Consider the following 20,270-nt stretch of genomic DNA (forward strand, 5'->3'; position numbering starts at 1 on the left):
CTATCGCCCCACCACTTCGTCGAGCAACCCGCTTCCCAGCAGCAGCAACATCTTGGCGTCGACCGCCACGCCGTCGCGCCGCTTCGCCGCGACGAAGCCCGCGATCGCCTCCGGCGCGACGCGGTGGACGGTGATATTCTCCTGCGCGTCGCCGCCGCCGCTGCCGGTACGCGTCAGCCCGGTGGCGAGCACCAAGGTGAAGCTTTCCGAGGTCATGCCGGGCGACGAGAAGAACTCGCCGCGCTCCTCGACGAAGGCGGCGCGATAGCCGGTCTCTTCCTCCAGTTCGCGGCGCGCCGCATCGGCGACGCTCTCGCCCGCGCTCTCGTCGCCGACCAGCCCGGCGGGCAGTTCGAGGCATGTGCGCCCCAACGGCACGCGATGCTGCTCGACCAGCAGCAACTGGCCCTCGCCGTCGATCGCGACGATCACCGCCGCGGTGATCGCGCCGACCCGCTCGGCATATTCCCAGGTCCCGGCCTGTTTGACCGAGAGATATTTGCCCTTCCAGACGGTTTCGGTGGTCATAGCTCGATCAATCGGTCCGGCAGTTCGTTGGTGTCGTCGGCGCGCGGCGGGAATTGCTCGGCGAGGACGAGGCCGATCTGGCGCACCGCCTCTGCCATGCCGTCGCCGGGGCGACCGTCGCGCGTCGCCGCGATCAGCGCCGCCATCGCCGCACCCCAGATTTCGGGTTCGACGCGCGTGTGGATCGAGCTGTCCGCGATGATCTCGGCGCGATGCTCGTCGAGCGACAGATAGAGCAGCACCCCCGTCGCCTCCAGCGTCCGCGCCTCGGCCGCGGTGCGGAACAGCATCAACGCCCGCGCATGCACCCGCCGCGCCGCGGTGCTCCCCGGCGTCAGCGCCAGCCGCAGCGGCATATAGGCAAGCGCCAGCCGCACGACGAGGAAGGTCACGGCGAGCAGCACCAGCGCGACGGTGAACAGCCCGCCCGGCGCCGGCGCGCCGTCCCACGGATCGGCGACCAGCCCATGCAGCCGCACCGCCGCATCGGGCCACAGCGCGAGCAGCGCGAGCACGAACAGCATCGCCAGCACCGCCCAATGCAGCGCGACGTCGTGATATTTGTCGGAACGCCGGGCGACGATCGTCACGATCTCGCCGGCGGTGCTGCGCTCCGCCTCGGCCACCGCCGCGGCGACGCGGGCGCGATCGGTATCGGTCAGTTGCATGTCACCAATTCCCCGAAGCGCCGCCGCCACCGAAGTCGCCGCCACCGCCGCCGGTAAAGCCGCCGCCGCCCCAGCTGCCGTCGCTGCCGCCATCGGAGCCGCCGCCCCAACCGCCGCCACCGCCGCCCTGCGACCGGCCGATCTCGTTGGCGATCCCCCACAGCACGATCGGCAGCGCGCTGCCGCCGCCGTCGTCGTAGCGCCGCCCCCACGGCCCGGCGCGCTTGCGGCCGCGGAACAGCGGGATGAGCACGAACAGCAGGATCACGCCCCAGATGATCAGGCCGAACGGCACGCCGCCACCCTGCCGCGCGGTGGATCGCTTATGCGCCTGATCGAATTGCTTGGCGGCGGTATCGAGCCGCGCCTGCGCCTCTTCGGGCGAGGCGCGCAATTGCTGCGACAGCGCATCGACGCCGGCGTTCATCGCACCGGGAATGTCGCCGGCCTTGAGCCGCGGGATCATGTCCTGATTGATGATGACGCTGGACAAGGCGTCGGTCACGATCGGCTCCAGCCCGCGGCCGACCTCGATCCGTGGCCCGCGATGCCCGGCGGGCTCGTTCGGTGCGATGAACAGGATCGCGCCATTGTTGACGTCGCGCAGCCCGACGCCCCATGCGCGGCCGAGCTTGTAGCCATATTCCTCGAGCGGATAGCCCTGCAGGTCGGGGATCGTCGCGACCACCAGCTGGCGCTTCGTCTCCTTCTGCAACGCCACCAGTTTCGCGGTCAGCGCCGCCTCCTGGTCGGGCGGCAGCACGTTCGCGGCATCGACGACGAGGCCGGTGAACTTGGGGAAGGTCTGCGCCGCCGCCGGCGTGACGATCAGCCACGCCAGCGTCAGAAACAGCGCCGCCCGCCATGCGGCCAGCATCCGGGCGAGCACCGGCATCACCCTCAGCTCGCATTCCCGAAGTTGACCGTCGGCGCGTTCTCCGCATTCGCCGCCGTCGCGGTAAAGGGCGTCAGCGGCTTGGCGCCGTAGAAGATCTTCGCGCCGACCGCGTCGGGGAAGGTGCGGATGCGCGTGTTATAGGCCTGCACCGCATTGTTATAGTCGGTCCGTGCGATGGTGATGCGGTTCTCGGTGCCTTCGAGCTGGCTCATCAGCGTGGTGTAATTGCCCTGCGACTTGAGCTCCGGATAGGCCTCCTGCAGGCGCTGCAGCGACAGCGTCACGGCGCTCTGCGCGCGTTCGAACTGCTGCATCTTGGCGGGATCGGTGAGCTGATCGCCCGACAGCTTGACCTGATTGGCGCCGGCGCGGGCCTGCGTCACCTGCACCAGCACGTCCTTCTCCTGCGCGCCGGCGGCCTTCACCGTCGCGACGAGATTGGGGATCAGATCGGCACGGCGCTGATATTGGTTCTGGACATCCGCCCAGCGCGCCTTGGCGTTTTCCTCGGCGGTCGGCACGGAATTGATGCCGCAGCCGGCCAGCGACACCGATGCGGTGGCGGCCAGGGCAAAGGCGGCAACGGGACGAAGCGACGACATGGACATACTCCTGAGACGGTCTGTGCTAGGGATATAGGACAGTCGACGGGCTTGGCGAGGGCCTAATCGCCATCTACCCTCACGCCCTCTGCGCGGGTAACGAGGGAGACGCAATCGTGTTCAAGGAATTCAAGACATTCATCGCACGCGGTAACGTGCTCGATCTGGCCGTCGCGGTCATCATCGGCGCGGCATTCGGCCGGATCGTCACCTCGCTGACCGAGGACGTGATCATGCCGGTGATCGGCAAGATCTTCGGCGGCCTGGATTTCTCGGGCTATTTCCTGCGCATGGGGCCGGTGCCGGCGAATTACGTGGGGTCGCTGAGCGATTATGCCGCGCTCAAGAAGGCGGGGGTGCCGCTGCTCGGCTATGGCGCGTTCATCACCCAGGCGGCCAATTTCGTCATCGTCGCCTTCATCATCTTTCTGGTCGTCCGCGCGGTCAACAAACTGCTGCCCAAGCCGTCCGCCGCCGCGCCCGCCGAACCCGCCGACGTCACGCTGCTGCGCGAGATCCGCGACGAACTGAAGGCACGGCCGCGGGTCTGAGTGCCAATTCCTCCCTCGCTTTAGCGGGAGTGCAGGGTTGATCATGCCCCCGGCATGATCTTGGATTGCCGGGGGCAACCCAACCCTGCACTGGGGACCGCACGCGTCAGCGGGTGGTGGAGGGGGCGTTTCCGCAAACGCAACTCCGCCGTATCCTCCCCCTCCGTCACCGCTTTGCGGCGACACAGTGCCGGGTCGGTCATGCCCCCGGCATGACCTTGAACGGCCGGGGGCCGTTCAACCCGGCACTCCCTGGCGTGGGAGGATTGTAACTTGTCACGCCGCGACGAGATGCTCCGCCGTCGCCTCGGCCAGGCTGGTGCCGTCGAGGATCCGCGCGGTCTCGTCGCGGACGCGCATCATCGCGTGGCGGATCGCGCAATCGGTTTCGCTGTAGCAGTCGGTGCACGAGCGATAAGCGGTACGGCTGACGCAGGGGACCAGCGCCAGCGGCCCCTCGATCACGCGGATCACCTCGCCGAGCGAGATCAGCCGCGCCGGGCGCGACAGGACGTAGCCGCCCATCTTGCCGCGCGTGCTGGTCAGCAGGCTGGCGTCGCGCAGGTCGGCGAGGATGAGTTCGAGGAACTTGCGCGGCACGTTCGCGGCGACCGCGATCCGCCCCATCGGAATCGGGGGACTGGCAACGGGCGCCTGCGCGAGGAACAGCATCGCGCGCAGCGCGTAACGGGAACGCTGGGTCAACATGATGCCGGCCCTATGACGCCATAATGTGTCGAACGAAAGGCGTGGATTGCAGCCGCTGCGGGTTACGCCTATATGACGGTTGCCGGCTTCCAGCCGGCTATGGCGATAAACGGTGGCGTTGAATAGACGCAGCGGACCCGGGGGCAGTACCCGGCGGCTCCACCACCGCAGCTGACCGGACGTCGATGCGCGTGAAGCGTGCCGACGAGCGGCTCAGCTCCGATGACGGGGCCGAACTAGGATCGACGTGTGTTGAAGGGCGCTGTCTTTCGCTCGGAATGGGACCACCGCAACGGCCCATTACACAAGTGCCAACGATAACGAAGCACTCGCGATTGCGGCGTAACTGAGGGCCTAACGGCCTGAAGTTATTCCAAGATTACGCGGTTGGACCCACCGGGCAACAGAAGGGATTCCAGCGGTACGGGGAGCACCGGGCAACAGAAGCTCCCCACCTCACAGCATCGTGAAGCCGTTCAGAGCGGCGCGGCGCGCGCCTTGGCGGCGTGGCCGTAGGCGATACGGCGCAGCAGCCGTTCCGCCGGCCCCATCTCATGATGCGCCAGCCACCAGCGACACAGCATTGCCGAGATCGCCCAGATCGCCACCGCGATCAGCCACAGCTGCGGCAGGGTGAAGGCGCCGACATAGCCCGCCGCATAGAAGATCAGCGCACCGAGGATCGACTGCAGGCAATAGACCGACAAGGTCATCCGCCCGAGCGTACGCAGCGTCACCGCCTGGCCGAACCATCCGGCGCGGAAGGCGAGCACCGCCACCCCGACATGGCCGATCGTCACCAACAGCCGGGCGGGCTCGAACGCCGCTTCCATGGCCACCCACGCCCATCCCGGCGCCGCCGGCGAGCCCATGTCGAGTCCGGTCCGTGCGAGCAGCGCGACGTGCAGCCCGCGCAGCAGCAGCCCGCCCGCATAGCCGCCGATCGCCATCCGCCAATAGGTGGCGGCAGGCGCCGCGCCGGTGAGGATGCCCAGCCGGAACAGCGCCATGCCGACCAGCATGAAGCTGATGCTCTCGGCGATGTCGACCCAGCCGGTGATCGTCAGATTCTCGCGCATCCAATAGCCGCCGCTCCAGTGCAGCAGCGTGATCGCATGCTTGCGCTGGGCGATCCGCTCGGCGCGTTCGGCGGCGGTGGGGCGGATGCTGGCGCGATGCTCCTGTTCGGCCAGGATCGCGGCGCGGTCGTCGCTGGTCACCGCCTGTCCACGGGCGGCGCGCAGGCCGGCCGCCTGACCCTGTTCGAGCTGCGCGGCCTGCTGATGCGTCCACAGCGCGGCATTGGCGGCGAGGCCGGCGGTGAGCAGCGCGGCGGCGAGCAGCAGCGTGCGCGGACGGGCGGCGCGGAAGGCGAGCAGGAACAGGCCGCTGATCCCGTAATTCCACAGGATCTCGCCCGGCCACAGGAACAGCAGCCATTGCGCGACGCCGAACGCCATCAAGGCGAGCGACCGTCGCACCCAGATGTCGAGCGGCTGCGGCGACGCGTCCGCCCCCTCGGCGCGGCGCAGCATGATCACCATGCTCGCCCCGAACAGCATCGTGAACAGACCCCGCATCGCGCCCTGCACGAACAGCGTCTGCACGCCCCAGGCGATCCATTCGCCGGTCCAGCCGGCCGGAAACCGGGTCAGCGGGTAATCGGCGACGTCGCCCATGCCGTGGATATTCATCAGCAGGATGCCACAGATCGCGATGCCGCGCAGCACGTCGAGCGTGTGGATACGCTGCGCCGGCTGACCGTCGGTGGTACGATGCGAAGCGTTCGGCTGGAAAGGCGCGTTCATGTTCGAATAACCTGCATCGGGAGCCCGGACGCATCCCTGTCCGGCCCCCGGCCGATGATGCGCCAAGTCGCGCCCGGACACCATCCGTTACACCGGGTTAACGTCGCGTCATACCGCGATATCCCGCTCGTACCAATCGCCGCGGAACCGTGCGCCGCGACACCGGTTCGCCCTTGCACAACGAACGGCGTTATTGGGGGTTACGGGCATGGACGATCGCGAACACGGGGTACACAGCCCCTGGGCGCTGCCGGCGGGCGGCTGGAAGGCCGTCCTCAAGCGCACCTGGGCGGAGACCGGGCGCGACAATGTCGGGCTGATCGCTGCCGGTGTCGCCTTCTACGGTTTCCTGGCGCTGGTGCCGCTGCTCGGCGTCACCGTGCTGAGCTATGGCCTGATCGCCGATCAGCAGACCGTGATCGCCGACGTCAACCGCCTGGCCGCCGTGATGCCCGCCGATGCGGCGACGCTGGTCGGCGAGCAATTGATGAACGTCGTCAAATCGTCGGACGGCAAGAAGGGGTTCGGGCTGCTGCTCGCGCTGGCGCTGGCGCTGTTCGGCGCGCGCAACGGCGCCGGTGCGGTGATCACCGCGCTCAACATCGCCTATGAGGAAGAGGAGAAGCGCGGCTTCATCAAGGTCAATCTGCTCGCGCTCGGCATCACCGCGGCGGCGGTGATCGTCGCCTTGGTCGCGGCGCTGGCGATCGCCGCGCTCGGCAAGCTCGAGGCATTGCTGCCGGGCGCGCCGGGCGTGATCCTGGTCGGCGGCAAGCTCGCCTCCTATTTGCTGCTGCTCGTCGCCGGCTCGGCCGCGGCGGCGGCGCTGTACCGCTTCGGCCCGTCGCGGGCGCAGGCGCGCTGGACCTGGCTGACGCCGGGGTCGCTGTTCGCCGCGGCCGGGTGGTTGCTGCTCAGCCTCGGCTTCGGCCTCTACGTCGCCAATTTCGGCAATTACAACGCGACCTACGGCTCGTTGAGCGCGGTCGTGGTGATGCTGACCTGGTTGTACCTGTCGGCCTATATCCTCGTCTTCGGCGCGGAGATGAACGCCGAACTGGAACACCAGACCTCTGCCGACACCACCACCGGCACGGCACGACCGCTGGGCAGCCGCGGCTCGTGGGTGGCGGATCACGTCGCCGGCGATGGCGCGGCACGCGGCGAGCGCGTCGATGGGGACGCGGCGGCACCGGACGATCGCGAGTCCCATGCCGCCGCGCAGGAATTTGCGGCGAGCCGTGCCGCGGCCCGCGCGGGGCAGGTCGTGGGGCTCGGCAAGGCGGGGCTGATCACCAGCGCGTCGGCGACGCTCGGCCTGCGCCTGCTGCGCAAACGGGGGCAGGCGCGCACCGGCGTCGCCGTGCTGGGCGCGAGTGCGCTGGCCGCGTGGCTGACGCGCGAGCGGGCGCAGGTGCAGGCGGTGCTGTTCGACCTCGACGGCACGCTGGTCGACAGCAACGATTTCCACGTCGAGGCGTGGCACGCCGCCTTCGCCGAAGCCGGGCATGCCGTCGATCGCGATGCGATCCGCGGTCAGATCGGCAAGGGCGGCGATCTGCTCGTGCCCGCGCTGCTGCCGGATGTCGCGGCGGCGGATCGCGAGCGGCTGGCGACGCGGCAGGGCGAGCTGTTCAAGGCGCGCTATCGCGACCGCGTCCGCCCGTTTCCGGGTGCCGCCGATCTCGTCCGGCGCGTCGCGGCGAGCGGCCGTACGGTGGTGCTCGCGTCATCGGCGAGCGGCGAGGATCTGGCGCATTATCAGCGCTTGCTCGATATCGCCGGCGCGGTGGATGCCACGGTTTCGAAGGACGATGTCGCGACCAGCAAGCCGGCGGGCGACATCTTTGCTGCGGCGCTGGCCAAGGCGGGCGTCGCGCCGGGCCGCGCCATCGTGCTCGGCGATACCCCCTATGACATCACCGCCGCCAAGCGCTGCGGCGTCGCCGCGGTGGCGGTCAGGTCGGGCGGCTTCGACGACGCGGCGCTGCGTGGGGCGGTGGCGCGCTACGACGATGTCGCGACGCTGCTGGCCGGCTTCGACCGTTCGCCCCTCGCCGACTGACGCCAGCCATAGCTTCACGCCTCCGTATCTGATATAGACTCGCAATAGCAGATGCGGAGGCGGATGATGAGCGGAGCGTCGATGATCGAGGTCGCCGCGGGCACGACGCGGCCGCCCGGCGTGGCACCGTCTGTGATCGCCCGCGCCGCGCGATGCTGGCGCGCCGCGCGCGACAAGCGCGAACCGGTGCAACAACGCCTGCATGCGCTGCTCGCGCCGCTGGGCTATGACATGCTCGCCCCCGTAATCGACAGCGTGATGACCCTGGGCGAGGCCTGTCTGGGACGGCCGCTGTGCCGTGGGTGTCCGTTCGGACCCGATGGCGACGAGGCGTTGCTGTGCCGGCTGATCGCCGATCCCGAGCGCCTGCATCGGCTGCCGCCATGTATGGCTGCACGCCGCGATCCGACCGCACGCGCGATCTTCGCCGGGGCGCTCGCCTCGACCGTGGTGATGATGGAGATGTCGTTTCATCCATAAAGGGTCACCTTTGACAGCTGCCGCCGAGAGGGAACTTTGATTTGGCGTCCTGCATCGAGTCATGTCTGCGCTTATAAACGGTAATCCTGCCAAGATTTCGCTCCATAAGCAGTCATCACCTGTACAAAGCGCGCAAAAAAGCCGGCTCTAGGCCGGCTTCGCTTCATGACTAGGCTTTTGGCTTTCTAGGCTTGTCGGCTTTCGAGGAGGTCCAGCGCATCAGCCACGCTGTAGAACCGCTGTCGCAACTCACGGGTGCGATATTTCCAGATCCTTGTCCTGCACCGAATGCGAGGATTGTCTTCAAGATACGGCAGTTGTCGTCTAGGCCATAGCTCCTCCAGCAGTGCGTAAACCTGTCCCGAACGATAAAATGCGTCGCGTTCTCGTGCGCGTTCGGCGCGCTGTTCTGGCGACTGACTGAGTAAACGTGCGGCAATCTTGGCGTTTCGAACACCTCGTGCCAAATCGAAACGGCAAATTTGTATTGAGTGAAGACCTTCGCCGCTCTCATCCGGACAGCGCTTTACACGAATCCGCCCCTCGAGAACGTCACGCAACGCGTCTGACCGCCGATAGTGTTCGTTGTATATGAAGCGTGTATTCCACTCCTTGCTTGACAAGCCGTCTTCAAAATCACTCGTTTTGAGTTTCGAGATCGCTTTCATGGTCGTGTCTACGGAAGCCAAGCTGACCTTCCTGCCGACCATTTTGATCGCGCCAGCATCAACCCATGCCGAGTTGCATAGCAGGTTGAGCGATTGCGGATCGGTCCAGATCGCCGACAGCCGCGCCTGCACCTCGGTATCGAGCAGGTCGTCCATCGACAGGCGGTAGCTGTGGCGATCGGGGAAGTGATCGTAATTCTTACCCAAGCCGGAAAAGTCAGCATAGACTTCGATGACGTTGCCGACATCGACGATCAGCAGGAACGGCGGATAGCCGTGATCGACGGGCAGCGCGCGGGCATAATCCTCGGCTTGGCGGCGCGCGGCGATCATCACCTTGTCCCAACTCTTGGTACCGCGCTTGGCATGGCCGAGCTTCTGCGCGGTCTCTAGGCCGGCGATAGTCAGCTGTTCGGTTTCGAGCGTATGCTGGCGCTTGGCCGACTGCTTGGCTTCGAGGATGAAGCAGCCGCGCTTGTAGCAGTCGATGCGGCCGGTCGAGCTGGTGCCGCCCGGATGGCGGAAGGTGACGTTGCGTTCGAAGACGTAGTCGTTGAAGCGCGTCTGCTCGCGCGCGAATGCGGGCTGAGGGATACCGAGCGCGCCGGTCAGCCGCTCGACGAAGAGCTGGTAATTCGACATTTCCGAGCCGCCGGACGGCTTGATGTCCTCGATCAGCTTTTCCAGCCGCGCGATCTCGATCTTTCCTAGCCCCATGTAGAAACGCTAATGGCCGAACACTCGACTGCATAGCCTTCGCCGAGTTTAAAGCTGTTTGACGGGCTTTGGCTGGCCCGTTTTTCAGACTTGAGGGGGTAAAGCCGCATGAACGAGCGGCCGGTTCCGGGAAGCCGAACGCGAGGCGTGGACGTCTAGGTATGGGTCGTTGCAACAGTAGGGCGGGGGGCGCTTGAGCTCAATCCCCTATGAAGTCGTGTTTGGAAACGTAGCAATTAGCGGGACAACGCTAATTCGATCGCCGCTGCCGCATGTAGAGCGGTAGTGTCGAAGATCGGCACCTGACTGTCTTCCGGTTGGATCAGCAACATGATTTCGGTGCATCCCAAGATCACCGCCTCCGCGCCATTCTCAACCAGCCTGGCAATGATCGCGCGGTAATCCTCACGGGATGACGGCAGGACCTTACCCGCGACTAGTTCCTCATAGATGATGCGATGTACAATGGCACGATCCTCGTCATTCGGAATGATGACATCAAGACCGTGCTGATCGGTGAGCCGTCCCTTGTAGAAGGCGTGTTCCATTGTGAACGCGGTGCCGAGTAGTCCGACCATCCTGAAGCCGGCCGCTTTTATGCGTTCGGCTGTGGGATCGGCGATATGGAGCAGGGGCACGCTCACCGCCGCCTGCACGTCGGACGCCATACGGTGCATGGTATTAGTGCAGATTAGCAGCACGTCCGCACCGCCCGCTTCAAGGCGCCGTGCCGCGTCGACCAAACGCGTCGTCAGGCCCGGCCAATCGCCCTTATGTTGCAAATCCTCGATTTCCGCGAAATTGAATGACCACAGGAGGCACCGGGCAGATGCGGTCGGGCCGACCCGGTCCCGCACTCCCTCGTTGAGGATGCGGTAGTACGCGGCGGAACTTTCCCAGCTCATGCCACCGATCAGGCCGATCATCTTCATGCCTCAATATGCTCCGCTCTCATCCCCCTGTTCGACAACACCTATGAGTTTTCAGAACCCTGTCACGTCCTCTTTCCATTATCGTTCTTAAGACAGCTAACGACCGCCCGGCCCGCGCTGATCCCGGCTACACGACCACCACTTCAAGAATGAATGTCTGAAAGTGGAAAGCGATGAAGATGGCGTGAATGACCGGATGTGGGTCAATTTGTGTGAGTCGCGCCTTCGATCTGCCTCACGATTCCGTTGAGCGCCGCAGTGCAACCCTGTGCTCTGCCGATATCGTGATCCGTCCCGGCGGAGTTCCAGAACATATCTAGTGGCCAGCGTTCCGAGCAATGCGTGACGAGGCAGCGCAGCGCGAGCCGCACCTCGATCGTGTCGACTTTCCCCTTGTCCGACCGCGCCGCAGCGGCGCGGAGGATATGGAGCGACAGGTCGATGATGATCCGTTGATGGCGCGACACCGATCAGTGGAAGTCGCGCGACTTCACCCGCACCACGTCCTCCGGATCCATGCCCGTGCTATGCGGCGGCCAGTAGCTATCGCGAGGACCGGGCTTCCAGCCGGCGTCGCCGCGGTCAGGCGAGCCCGCATGCCGCGCGCCGTCACCACGCCCGGTGGCATGCGGGAAATCCATCTGTCCGACCTGTGCGAGCAGCGGTCCATGGTCGATGATCCGGTCGCAGATGACGTGGATCACCTGTCCCTCCTTCTGCACGCGACCCTTCATCCCGATCATCGCCGCCGACATCACCGTGCGGCGCTGCGCCTCGAAGCGGTCGGGCCAGAGGATGCCGTTGGCGATCCCCGTCTCATCCTCGATGGTGATGAACAGCACGCCCTTGGCTGATCCGGGCTTCTGGCGGACGAGGATGATCCCGGCCACCTCGACGTGCCGGCCATCCTTGATGTTTGCGAGGTCAGCGCAGCGCGTGATGCCACGCCGGGTTAGATCCTGCCGCAGGAAAGCCAGCGGGTGCGCGCGCAGCGACAGTTGCAAGGCGCGGTAATCCTCGACGACCTCGCGTCCATCGGACAGGGGCCGCAGGCTGACGTCAGGCTCCAGTCCTTCCGGGCTGAACAGCGACTCCCGCGCGTCAGCGGCGGCGAAGAGCGGCAAGGGGGCGTCGCCGAGGCCTTTCACCTTCCAAAGGCCTTGCCGCCGGTCCTCGCCCAGCACGCGAAATGCGTCCGCCTCCGCCAGCCGTTCGATCGCGGCGCGCGGCACGCCGGCACGGCGCCAGACCTCCTCGACTGAGCCGAACGGCATCTGCCCACGCGCGGTCACGATCGCCGCGCCATGCGCGTTGGCGAGGCCACGGACCTGCCGCAACCCGAGGCGCACGGCGAGATAGCGGCCACGGCCCGGCTCCAGCGTGCAATCCCAGCGGCTGGCGTTGATGCAGGCCGGGCGAACCTCGACACCGTGATCGCGAGCGTCACGAACGACCTGTGCCGGCGCATAGAAACCCATCGGCTGCGCATTGAGCAGCGCGGCGCAGAACACGTCGGGATGATGGTGCTTCATCCAGCAGCTCGCATAGGCGATCTTGGCGAAGCTGGCGGCGTGGCTCTCGGGGAAGCCATAGCTGCCGAACCCCTCGATCTGCTTGAACGTGCGTTCGGCAAAGTCGCGCGGGTAACCCCGCTCGACCATCCCGCCGACCAGCTTGTCGAAGAAGTGGCTGACCCCGCCGGTGAACTTGAACGTCGCCATCGCACGGCGTAGCTGGTCCGCCTCGGCGGGCGTGAAGCCCGCCCCGACGATCGCGACTTTCATCGCCTGTTCCTGGAACAGCGGTACGCCGAGCGTCTTCTCGAGCACCGCGCGCAGCTCGGGCCGCGGATAGTCCGGCTTCTCGCGCCCCTCGCGGCGGCGGAGATAAGGGTGGACCATGTCGCCCTGAATGGGCCCCGGCCGGACGATCGCCACCTCGATGACGAGATCGTAGAAGCGCGCCGGCTTCATCCGCGGCAACATGCTCATCTGCGCGCGGGACTCGATCTGGAAGGTGCCGAGCGTGTCCGCCTTCTGGATCATCGCATAGACGTCGGGATCGTCGTCCTGCAGGTCGGCCATGCCGACGCGGATGCCCTTGGCCTCCTCCAGCATATTGAAGGCGCGGTTCATGCAGCCGAGCATGCCGAGGCCGAGCACGTCGACCTTCATGAACTTCAGCGCGTCGATGTCGTCCTTGTCCCATTCGATCACCTGCCGGTCGACCATCGCGGCAGGCTCGATGGGCACGAGATCGTCGAGCCGGTCGTGCGTCAGCACGAAGCCGCCGGGATGCTGCGACAAATGGCGCGGCGTGCCGATCAGCCGCCTCGCGAGATCGAGCGCCAGCCGCAGGCGCCGGTCATCCATGTTGAGGTTGAGCTGCTGGACCTGTTTCTCGCCGACGCCTTCCTGGCTCCAGCCCCACACCAGCCCGGCGAGCGCCTTGGTGAGATCCTCGGGCAGGCCCAGCGCCTTGCCAACCTCGCGCACCGCGCCGCGCGCGCGATAGCGGGTGACGACCGCGGTCAGTGCGGCATGGGTGCGGCCATAGGTCTCATAGATCCACTGGATGATCTCCTCGCGGCGCTCATGCTCGAAGTCGACGTCGATGTCGGGCGGCTCGCGGCGCTCGCCCGAGATGAAGCGCTCGAACAACAGCTCGTGCTTGATCGGGTCGATCGAGGTGATGCCGAGCATGAAGCAGACGCAGCTGTTCGCCGCCGAGCCGCGGCCCTGGCACAGGATGCCGCGGCGCCGACTCTCCGCGACGATGCTGTTCACGGTCAGGAAGTAGGGCGCATAGGCGAGTTCGGCGATCAGCCGCAGTTCGTGATCGATCTGCGTCCGGTATTGCACGGGCACGCCATCCGGGAACCGGCGTTCGACGGCGGCGTCGGTAAGCTGTTCGAGCGCCTGCTGCGCGGTCAGCCCGTCGACGACGCGCTCGTCGGGATATTGGTAGCTCAGCTCACCAAGGTCGAAGGTGCAGCGGCGCGCGATCTCGGCGGTGGCGCGGATGGCGTCGGGGAAGGCGGCGAAGCGACGCTCCATCTCTTCCGGGGATTTAAGGTGCCGGTCGGCATGGCGCTCACGGCGATAGCCGAGCGTATCGACGGTACACTTCTCGCGGATCGCGGTGACGACGTCCTGCAGCAGCCGTGCGTCGGGCGCGTGGTAGAGGATGTCGCCGACCGCGACGGTTGCAACCGTTGCGTCGGCCGCCTGCCGGGCGAGGTCGTGGAGGCGCATCGCGTCGTCGGGCCGTCGCCGGAAGGTGAGCGCGCAATAGCCACGGTTCCCGAACACCTCGTGCAGATCGCCGAGATCGCTGCGGGTGGCGTCACCGGGCAGATCGGGAAGCAGGATGGCGATCAGCCCCGCGTTCCAGGTGACGACATCCTCCCACGCCAGTGCGCAGCCGCCCTTGCCGGCGCGCGACTTGCCGAGCGTAAGCAGCCGGGTGAGACGCGACCAGGCGGGCTTGTCGGTCGGGTAGAGCAGCAGCATGCGGCCGTCGTCGAGCCGCACCCGCGCGCCGGCGATCATCCGCACCCCGGTCGCTTTCTGTGCCTCCCAGCCACGGACCAGCCCGGCGACGCTGCCGAGATCGGTCAGCCCGAGCGCGGAATGACCGAGCAGCGCGGCGGCCGCGAACAGTTCGTCCGGGCTGGAGGCTCCGCGCAGGAACGAGAAATGGCTGGTGACCTGGAGTTCGACATAGGTCGTCTGTGTCTTCATCAGCCGAACAGCCCATGCAGATACCAGCTGAGGTCGCCGGTCGCGCCATCGACACCATCGCCGCGGCGGAACAGCCAGAAGCGCGCGCCGGTATCGTCCTCGACGCGGAAATAGTCGCGCACCGCCCATAGCTCGCCGTCGCGCCGCCACCATTCGCCGTGGATGCGCTCGGGGCCGTCGCCGGCGACGACGGCATGGACTTGGCCACGCCAGGTGAAGCGGCGGGGCGGTGCGTCGGGCAGCAAGGCCAGCACGCCGATGAGCGGCTCGGGCCGGTTGAGGAGCCGCACCGGCCGCCGCCACGCGGGCCAGCCGGTCGGGGCGGCGAGCGGCGCGGTGCGACGGACGGCGCGCTCGGGCACGTCGCTCTCTAACGGCGCTGCGGTAAACAGAGCCGCATCACCCACGCGGCCGGCGATCTGGTCTACCAGCGTCGCGACATCCGGCGGCGCATCGTCGCCAGCTAGGCTGGCGGCGAGCGCGGTCGCGCCAAGCGGATCGGTACGGGTGGCGGCGAGCCGCATCGTCTCGATCCCGTCGCCCGGATTGATCGTCTCGATCCTGAGGTGGAAGAGGCGGGCGAGATGGCCCGCGTCGCGCGTCGGTCGCGACGTGCCGATGGCGAGCCGCTGCTCGCTGCCGTCGATCCGCTCGATGACGAGCAGCAACGTGCGGGCGCCGGCGCCGCGCTCCTGCAGCAGCCCGATCATTTCGGCGAGAAGATCGCGGATGACGTGTTCGATCGCCTCGGCGGTGCCGATCGGCTCGAGCAGGCGGCGGCGCGCCAGCGGCGTCTCCCCCGGCACGACCGGCACGATCGGTTCCGCCACCCGGCCGAGCGCCTCGTCGAGACGGCGCACGCTCACGAGCCCCAGCCGACGCGCGAGGGGGCCGCGCGGCAGCGGCAGCAGATCGGCGATCCGGTCGAGCCCGAACCGCGCCGCGGCGGTCAGCGCCTCGGGCGTCAGCCGCAGCGCGGCGGGCGGCAGGCCGGCGAGCGCCTGCGCCTCGCCGCCGTCCGGAATAATGCTGGTCGCGTCACGCCCGAACCGTGCGAGCGCGTGCGCGGCGCCCGGCGTTCCCGCCACCGCGACGCGTGCGGTATAGCCGAAGCGGCGGCAGAAGCGGACCAGCCGCCGGCAGAAGCGCGCCTCGCCGCCATGAAGGTGCGCCGTACCGGTCAGCTCGATCCACAGCCCGTCCGCGCCACTTGCCGCGGCGGTGGGTGTCCAATGCCGCACCGCATGCAGCGCGAGGCTGTCGAGCACCGCGCGATCGGCGGCGGGATCGGCGGCACGCACGTCGAGCTCTGCCACCAGCGCGCGCGCCTGCGTCACCGCCATGCCGGGTATCAGGCCGAGCGAAAGCGCGGCTGGGCACGCGGCGGTGATGACGTGGCGTTGACCGGCCTGCTCGGCGAGGACCAGCGGCACCGCGTGCGCGACCGGCACGGCCACTGGCAGGGCCATGCGCGTGCTTCCTGCCGACACCGGTCGCTTGAACGGATGATCCGCCGCCTCGGAGCGCCGGCCGAGTTCGCGCATCGTCGGCTGCTGGTGACGCGGTAGTGCCGCAGCCTGCTCCTCGATCGCCGCACGTGCGCCGTCGTCGCGCGCCCAGCGCGCGCCCGGACGCCAGCCGCCGCCCCGCGGCACCGAACAGGCACCGGGGTCGTCGTCGACCGGCAGCGATGGCGCAGGCTGCGGTTCAGGCAGCGCGCGCGGTCGCTCGAGCCGGCGCAGTCGCTCGATGGCGAGGTGCGGCAGGTAGAGCGAGGCGACCCGTGTCATCGCATGCCTCCAGTTGCAGGGTGAAGGGAGGACCACCGCGCTGGCGCGCGAGGTCGACGGTCCAACGTGCCCGGCCGACGCCGGGTGCCGGCAGCCGCTCGGAGGGCGCGCAGGCGATCCGCCAGCGCGTCATCGCCGCAGACAGGTCGGACAAGGGCTCGACGCCAGCCTTGCGCCAGCGGCGCGCAAGCAGCGCCGGGGCGTGGCCGCTCATCGCAGCAAGCTGCAGCCGCCGCGTCGCGACCATATCGGCCCGCTTGACCTCGCCGACGACTGCGGCGAGCCCGCCGTGGCGCAGGCCGTCTTCCATGACGGCGAGCACTTGTTTGTCGTCGCGCGCCTCGACGAACAGCAACGTCGCCGGGTCGAGCCCGGCCTGCTCCAGACCGGGGGCGTAGAGGTCGAAGCGGGTCAGCGCCCAGAGCACGCGCTTGCCGGACTGCGCCGCAGCGCGGGCAGCGATGCCGACCGAAAACAGCGTCGCCGCGGCATCGTCGCTGAGCGTCGGCGTCGCCGGCGACACCTCGTGCAGGCCGCCCAGCACGAGTCCGCCCTCGGCGAGTCGCCTGTCGATCGCATCGATGTCGAAGGGCAGAACCGCCAGCTTCGGCCCGCGCACGGCACCCAGCTCCTCGCGCAAGCGGGCCAGGGCCTCATCGGGTTGGGGGTTAGCGGACATGGCTGTAGCGACTCATATGTTCGCTATATGTTCCAGAATTGTTGACGAAGGGTCAAGGCGTTACGGGAGAGATTCGGTGAACCGAAACGGGATCGACGCTGCCGGGCCGGCAGCTACGACGGGGGCGGCGCGCGCCGACTACGACCATGTCGGGCGCCGCCTGCGCACGCTCGAGCAATGCGCGCTGTACAAGCGGACGTTGCGTCTGACCTGCCCGCGCTGCGGTCATGTCCGGGTGCTGGATGCAGTATGCCTGTGGTGGTTGTTCAACCGCCGCGGCTGGGACGATGGCCTGCCTGCCGTGGCAGCCCGCCTGTTCTGCGCCGGCTGCCGTGAGCAGAAAGCAACGGCGCGACCGCATCTCACGGTCGGTCGCGAACCTCCGACCGGCGCGCCGCTGCCGTATCCGGACGAGGCTACGTGGAAGAAGCTTGTCTCGCGCCATCGCTCGTGATCGAATACGAAGATGTGCAATCTCTATAACTTGAAGGTCGATCCGCGCGGCTATTTCGATGCGCTCGCCGCGGTCGACGACGCGGCCAATGTGCTGGGGATCGAGAGGGATTATGCCGCCCCCGGCAAGCCCGGCTATGTCGTGCGCTACGAGGATGGCCGGCGCGTGCTGAGCACGATGCGCTGGGGGTTTCCGACGCGAAAACCCCGCAAGCGTGCCGCGCGCGAGGGGGAACGGCCGTTCCTCTACGACTGGTGGACCAACGCCCGCAATCTGCACAGTAACCTTTGGAAGCCCTGGCTGCTGCGGACCGAGCATCGCTGCCTCGTGCCATTCACCCGCTTCGCCGAACCCAAGGCTGTGTCCGACCGGCAGGGGCCGGGCGATACCAACTGGTGGTTCACCGTCGAGGACCAACCGGTGCCGTGCTTCGCCGGCCTGTGGAAGGTCGATGCCGACCACGACCGCGTCTATGCCTTCTGCACCACCGAGCCCAATCCGCTCGTCGCGCCCAAACACCCCAAGGCGATGCCGGTGATCCTGCTCGCCGAGGATCAGGAGCGATGGCTGACCGCGCCGATCGAAGAGGCGGTGAAGCTGCTCACCGCCTACCCCTCGCAGATGATGCGGGTCGCCTGACTGATGGCTCGCAATCGCTATTACGACGGCCAGCCGAGCGATCATTTCGACGGCATCCGCTTCTTCAATCGCGGTTAGGCAAGCACCGATCGCGGACTCTCCGATATGCTGCGCTGGAAGCTCGGCGGCCGTGCGGCAAAATGGCCAGCCTCGGTGCCGATCATCCCGACCAAACCCGAGGCACGTGTCGCCGGGCTCCGGATTTGCCACTTCTCGCCAAATCCACCATCGCTGTCTGACCGTCTACCGAGCATGAACGGATGCTTGAAGGTGGGACCGCAAAACGAAGACTCAATGTCGTCTCCTGCATCCCATCGGCTGATGGGTCGAGGCGGCCGCCGCGTACCATCATAGCTTGCGCTCACGCTTACCTCTGCCCCGTGTAAGGGTCGAGCTGTCTACTCCCATAAGGGATGATCTCGTAATGATCGGCAGCCACCGCCGCTTCACGAGGCGAACGCGAAAATTACTGCTTATAAGGGCGCAACGCACCTCTTATGGGCGAAACGACAGGAGATGGCTTGATCCCGCGACGGGCGGGGAAGTGGTGCCCGGGGACGGATTCGAACCGCCGACACTGCGATTTTCAGTCGCATGCTCTACCAACTGAGCTACCCGGGCAGGGTGGAAAGCGAGGATGCTCGCGATCGGAGCGCGGCCTTTAGTCAGCGGAATCGATGCTGTCTACCCCGTCTTTCTCTTCGTCCTTCACCGGAAGGCGATATCCCTCGCCGAGCCATTGCAGCAGATCGCGGTCGCGGCAGCCGCGCGAGCAGAAGGGCGTGTGGTCCGGCGTCGCCGGTTTGCCGCAGATCGGGCAGCTCTTTTCGGTCATGCGCAGTCCAGTCGATGGGTGACGCCGGTGCGGCGGGCAAGCTCCGCCAGCCATTCGGGGCGGCTGGTCAGTCGCGCGTGTACCGCGGGCGGCAGGCGGTGGTGAAGCGGGCTGCCCGGCGGTTCGCGCTCCAGGCGGCGCAACGTGGCGCGCGCGGCGGTGCCGGCGGGATCGGCGCGCAGCAACTCGGGCAGCGAGGCGCGGGGGCGGGGGCGGACAATCTGCAGGAAGCCGAAGCCGTTGACCGCGGTGCGCTCGAACGGCGGCGGCAGCGTCGCGTCGATCGCCTCGGCCACCGCCTGCCGCGCCGTCTTGTTGGCGAGCGTCGGAAAGTCGATGCCGATCGAGCCGCCGATCGCATGGCGGCGAATCGCCAGTGCGACCGCGCGCGCCGCGGCGATGGCGAGCGGATCGAGCGGCGGCGGGCCGTCGACGTCGAACAGCGTCATCGCCGGGGTCGGCGACATGCGCAGGCCGCCGAGCGGGAAGACGATCTCGCCGCCGATCGCCTCTTCGAGCAGTTCGGACCAGCCGGCGGCTTCGAGCGCGTCGGGTTCGTGGGCGCGTAACGTGCGGACCGGCAGGCCGGTGGCGTGGAGCCGGGCGAGCAGGTCGGGTCCTTCGCCGAGCGGCGCATCGCTGGCGACCGCGCGGGGAGGCTTGGCGCGGCCGGCCTCGGGAATCGCCTCGCGCGCGATCTGGACGGTGAGGGCGGCGCCCTTGGTGACGCCGGGGGGGATGCGGGCGATCACCGCTTCGTGGCCGGCGATGTCGAGGCGGCCCATGCCGCCTGCGGTCAGTTCGACCAGCTTCGCGCGGGCGACGGTGCCGAGGCGGAGCGGGTCGGGCCGTTCGATCGCGGCCTCGACGATGCGGTCGTCCTCGACCAGCGCGGCGCGCGCCTCGCCGATGCCGGCTTCATAGAGCCATTCAGGCAAGCGGCAGGCCGGCGGTGCGCAGCAGCGCGCGCGTCTCCATCAGCGGCAGGCCGACGACGCCCGAATGGCTGCCGTGGAGGAAGCGGACGAACGCCTCGGCGCGGCCCTGGATCGCATAGCCGCCCGCCTTGCCCTCGCCCTCGCCGCTGGCGACGTAAGCGTCGATCTCGGCGGGGTCGAGCGGGCGGAAGGCGACGATCGTGTCGGACAGCCGGTGGCGCAGCGTCCCCGCGGTGTCGATCACCGCGACCGCCGACAGGCAATGATGGCGCCGGCCGGAGAGCAACGCCAGCATGCGGCGCAGGTCGGCGTCATCCGCGGGCTTGCCGAGGATGCGGCGGCCGACCGCGATCGTCGTATCGCCGGCGAGGATAACCTCGTCCGGCGCGCGCTCGACCGCGCGGGCCTTGGCGCAGGCGATACGCAGCACGTAGTCGCGCGGGCGCTCCGCCGGCAAAGCCGATTCATCGATGTCGGGCGCGGTGATCCGGTCGGCGGCGAGGCCGAGCCGGCCGAGCAGTTCGCGACGGCGCGGGGACGAGGAGGCGAGAACCAGCGACACGCGTC

20 protein-coding genes, 1 tRNA gene and 1 other RNA gene are annotated in these 20,270 nt (G+C 67.8%); 6 read left to right on the plus strand and 16 right to left on the minus strand.

The genetic code is table 11. The annotated features are described in order from the left end of the window. From ACLBWH_RS07675 to ACLBWH_RS07690, 4 genes are read right to left on the minus strand one after another with little or no spacing between them, the layout of a single operon-like run. Entirely contained in the window at positions 1-528 is a 528-nt protein-coding gene (locus ACLBWH_RS07675) for an NUDIX hydrolase (RefSeq protein WP_447797959.1), read from the minus strand. Continuing rightward, positions 525-1,196 carry a TPM domain-containing protein gene (locus ACLBWH_RS07680; protein ID WP_447797961.1) on the minus strand — a complete coding sequence of 224 codons (672 nt, stop codon included), beginning with the start codon at positions 1,194-1,196 and terminating at the stop codon, positions 525-527. Before ACLBWH_RS07680 ends, ACLBWH_RS07675 begins: the two co-directional genes overlap by 4 nt. 1 nt (position 1,197) lies before the next feature. Next, entirely contained in the window at positions 1,198-2,091 is an 894-nt protein-coding gene (locus ACLBWH_RS07685; protein WP_447797962.1) for a TPM domain-containing protein, read from the minus strand. Between the two features lie 5 nt (positions 2,092-2,096). Next, positions 2,097-2,702: a LemA family protein gene (locus ACLBWH_RS07690; RefSeq protein WP_322848822.1), complete on the minus strand. Its 606-nt coding sequence runs from the start codon at positions 2,700-2,702 to the stop codon at positions 2,097-2,099. 110 nt (positions 2,703-2,812) lie between these two features. Here ACLBWH_RS07690 and mscL point away from each other — a divergent pair, with 110 nt between their 5' ends. Then, positions 2,813-3,247 carry a large conductance mechanosensitive channel protein MscL gene (gene mscL, locus ACLBWH_RS07695; protein ID WP_447797965.1) on the plus strand — a complete coding sequence of 145 codons (435 nt, stop codon included), beginning with the start codon at positions 2,813-2,815 and terminating at the stop codon, positions 3,245-3,247. Between the two features lie 276 nt (positions 3,248-3,523). Here mscL and ACLBWH_RS07700 read toward each other — a convergent pair whose 3' ends face one another. Further along, on the minus strand, positions 3,524-3,955 hold the full coding sequence (locus tag ACLBWH_RS07700) for an RrF2 family transcriptional regulator (RefSeq protein WP_447797966.1): 432 nt from the start codon (positions 3,953-3,955) through the stop codon (positions 3,524-3,526). 42 nt (positions 3,956-3,997) lie between these two features. On the opposite strand from ACLBWH_RS07700, the gene ssrA reads away from it, so the two are divergent. Beyond that, positions 3,998-4,373: a transfer-messenger RNA gene (gene ssrA, locus ACLBWH_RS07705) on the plus strand. A gap of 58 nt (positions 4,374-4,431) precedes the next feature. Here the strand turns inward: ssrA and ACLBWH_RS07710 are convergent. Further along, positions 4,432-5,763, minus strand: a complete 1,332-nt coding sequence (locus tag ACLBWH_RS07710) for a DUF418 domain-containing protein (protein ID WP_447797968.1) — start codon at positions 5,761-5,763, stop codon at positions 4,432-4,434. Positions 5,764-5,971: 208 nt separating this feature from the next. On the opposite strand from ACLBWH_RS07710, the gene ACLBWH_RS07715 reads away from it, so the two are divergent. Together ACLBWH_RS07715 and ACLBWH_RS07720 are read left to right on the plus strand one after the other, a co-directional pair. Next, positions 5,972-7,828: a YhjD/YihY/BrkB family envelope integrity protein gene (locus ACLBWH_RS07715; protein WP_447797970.1), complete on the plus strand. Its 1,857-nt coding sequence runs from the start codon at positions 5,972-5,974 to the stop codon at positions 7,826-7,828. A gap of 81 nt (positions 7,829-7,909) precedes the next feature. Beyond that, positions 7,910-8,308: a hypothetical protein gene (locus ACLBWH_RS07720; protein WP_447797972.1), complete on the plus strand. Its 399-nt coding sequence runs from the start codon at positions 7,910-7,912 to the stop codon at positions 8,306-8,308. Between the two features lie 185 nt (positions 8,309-8,493). Here ACLBWH_RS07720 and ACLBWH_RS07725 read toward each other — a convergent pair whose 3' ends face one another. The 6 genes from ACLBWH_RS07725 to ACLBWH_RS07750 all read right to left on the minus strand — a co-directional run bounded on the left by ACLBWH_RS07725 (position 8,494) and on the right by ACLBWH_RS07750 (position 16,777). Next, positions 8,494-9,693, minus strand: a complete 1,200-nt coding sequence (locus ACLBWH_RS07725) for a type IIL restriction-modification enzyme MmeI (protein WP_447797974.1) — start codon at positions 9,691-9,693, stop codon at positions 8,494-8,496. Between the two features lie 236 nt (positions 9,694-9,929). Continuing rightward, entirely contained in the window at positions 9,930-10,625 is a 696-nt protein-coding gene (locus tag ACLBWH_RS07730) for an aspartate/glutamate racemase family protein (RefSeq protein ID WP_447797976.1), read from the minus strand. A 203-nt stretch (positions 10,626-10,828) separates the two neighbouring features. Continuing rightward, the gene (locus ACLBWH_RS07735; RefSeq protein ID WP_447797978.1) at positions 10,829-11,092 is read right to left on the minus strand and encodes a hypothetical protein; all 264 of its coding nucleotides are present in this window, start codon (positions 11,090-11,092) and stop codon (positions 10,829-10,831) included. 3 nt (positions 11,093-11,095) lie between these two features. Further along, complete coding sequence (locus tag ACLBWH_RS07740) at positions 11,096-14,368, minus strand: error-prone DNA polymerase (RefSeq protein WP_447797980.1); 3,273 nt, start codon at positions 14,366-14,368, stop codon at positions 11,096-11,098. After that, on the minus strand, positions 14,368-16,158 hold the full coding sequence (locus ACLBWH_RS07745; protein ID WP_447797982.1) for a Y-family DNA polymerase: 1,791 nt from the start codon (positions 16,156-16,158) through the stop codon (positions 14,368-14,370). The genes ACLBWH_RS07740 and ACLBWH_RS07745 overlap by 1 nt, the downstream gene beginning before the upstream one ends. Then, on the minus strand, positions 16,076-16,777 hold the full coding sequence (locus tag ACLBWH_RS07750; protein WP_447797984.1) for an ImuA family protein: 702 nt from the start codon (positions 16,775-16,777) through the stop codon (positions 16,076-16,078). The genes ACLBWH_RS07745 and ACLBWH_RS07750 overlap by 83 nt, the downstream gene beginning before the upstream one ends. A gap of 136 nt (positions 16,778-16,913) precedes the next feature. Between ACLBWH_RS07750 and ACLBWH_RS07755 the strand changes: the two genes are divergently transcribed. Together ACLBWH_RS07755 and ACLBWH_RS07760 are read left to right on the plus strand one after the other, a co-directional pair. After that, a complete protein-coding gene (locus ACLBWH_RS07755) occupies positions 16,914-17,291 on the plus strand; it encodes a hypothetical protein (protein ID WP_447797985.1) in 378 nt (125 codons plus the stop codon). Positions 17,292-17,303: 12 nt separating this feature from the next. Further along, positions 17,304-17,930 carry an SOS response-associated peptidase family protein gene (locus tag ACLBWH_RS07760; protein ID WP_447797987.1) on the plus strand — a complete coding sequence of 209 codons (627 nt, stop codon included), beginning with the start codon at positions 17,304-17,306 and terminating at the stop codon, positions 17,928-17,930. Between the two features lie 545 nt (positions 17,931-18,475). Here ACLBWH_RS07760 and ACLBWH_RS07765 read toward each other — a convergent pair. From ACLBWH_RS07765 to ACLBWH_RS07780, 4 genes are all read right to left on the minus strand, one after another. Beyond that, positions 18,476-18,551, minus strand: a tRNA-Phe gene (locus ACLBWH_RS07765). Positions 18,552-18,591: 40 nt separating this feature from the next. Continuing rightward, positions 18,592-18,765, minus strand: coding sequence for a DNA gyrase inhibitor YacG (locus ACLBWH_RS07770; protein ID WP_322848827.1), 174 nt, complete (start codon positions 18,763-18,765; stop codon positions 18,592-18,594). Continuing rightward, complete coding sequence (locus ACLBWH_RS07775) at positions 18,762-19,703, minus strand: ribonuclease (RefSeq protein ID WP_447797989.1); 942 nt, start codon at positions 19,701-19,703, stop codon at positions 18,762-18,764. Before ACLBWH_RS07775 ends, ACLBWH_RS07770 begins: the two co-directional genes overlap by 4 nt. After that, positions 19,696-20,265 (minus strand): Maf family protein, encoded by a 570-nt coding sequence (locus ACLBWH_RS07780; RefSeq protein WP_447797991.1) that lies wholly within the window; start codon positions 20,263-20,265, stop codon positions 19,696-19,698. The genes ACLBWH_RS07775 and ACLBWH_RS07780 overlap by 8 nt, the downstream gene beginning before the upstream one ends. Between the last annotated feature and the right edge of the window lie 5 nt (positions 20,266-20,270).

Source organism: Sphingomonas sp. M6A6_1c, assembly GCF_053345135.1.

What these genes read in the sequence shown, in the direction of transcription:
- ACLBWH_RS07675 (WP_447797959.1), bottom strand. Translation starts at nt 528, where the DNA reads ATGACCACCGAAACCGTCTGGAAGGGCAAATATCTCTCGGTCAAACAG.
- ACLBWH_RS07680 (WP_447797961.1), bottom strand. Translation starts at nt 1,196, where the DNA reads ATGCAACTGACCGATACCGATCGCGCCCGCGTCGCCGCGGCGGTGGCC.
- ACLBWH_RS07685 (WP_447797962.1), bottom strand. Translation starts at nt 2,091, where the DNA reads ATGCCGGTGCTCGCCCGGATGCTGGCCGCATGGCGGGCGGCGCTGTTT.
- ACLBWH_RS07690 (WP_322848822.1), bottom strand. Translation starts at nt 2,702, where the DNA reads ATGTCCATGTCGTCGCTTCGTCCCGTTGCCGCCTTTGCCCTGGCCGCC.
- ACLBWH_RS07700 (WP_447797966.1), bottom strand. Translation starts at nt 3,955, where the DNA reads ATGTTGACCCAGCGTTCCCGTTACGCGCTGCGCGCGATGCTGTTCCTC.
- ACLBWH_RS07710 (WP_447797968.1), bottom strand. Translation starts at nt 5,763, where the DNA reads ATGAACGCGCCTTTCCAGCCGAACGCTTCGCATCGTACCACCGACGGT.
- ACLBWH_RS07715 (WP_447797970.1), top strand. Translation starts at nt 5,972, where the DNA reads ATGGACGATCGCGAACACGGGGTACACAGCCCCTGGGCGCTGCCGGCG.
- ACLBWH_RS07720 (WP_447797972.1), top strand. Translation starts at nt 7,910, where the DNA reads ATGATCGAGGTCGCCGCGGGCACGACGCGGCCGCCCGGCGTGGCACCG.
- ACLBWH_RS07725 (WP_447797974.1), bottom strand. Translation starts at nt 9,693, where the DNA reads ATGGGGCTAGGAAAGATCGAGATCGCGCGGCTGGAAAAGCTGATCGAG.
- ACLBWH_RS07730 (WP_447797976.1), bottom strand. Translation starts at nt 10,625, where the DNA reads ATGAAGATGATCGGCCTGATCGGTGGCATGAGCTGGGAAAGTTCCGCC.
- ACLBWH_RS07740 (WP_447797980.1), bottom strand. Translation starts at nt 14,368, where the DNA reads ATGAAGACACAGACGACCTATGTCGAACTCCAGGTCACCAGCCATTTC.
- ACLBWH_RS07745 (WP_447797982.1), bottom strand. Translation starts at nt 16,158, where the DNA reads ATGACACGGGTCGCCTCGCTCTACCTGCCGCACCTCGCCATCGAGCGA.
- ACLBWH_RS07760 (WP_447797987.1), top strand. Translation starts at nt 17,304, where the DNA reads ATGTGCAATCTCTATAACTTGAAGGTCGATCCGCGCGGCTATTTCGAT.
- ACLBWH_RS07770 (WP_322848827.1), bottom strand. Translation starts at nt 18,765, where the DNA reads ATGACCGAAAAGAGCTGCCCGATCTGCGGCAAACCGGCGACGCCGGAC.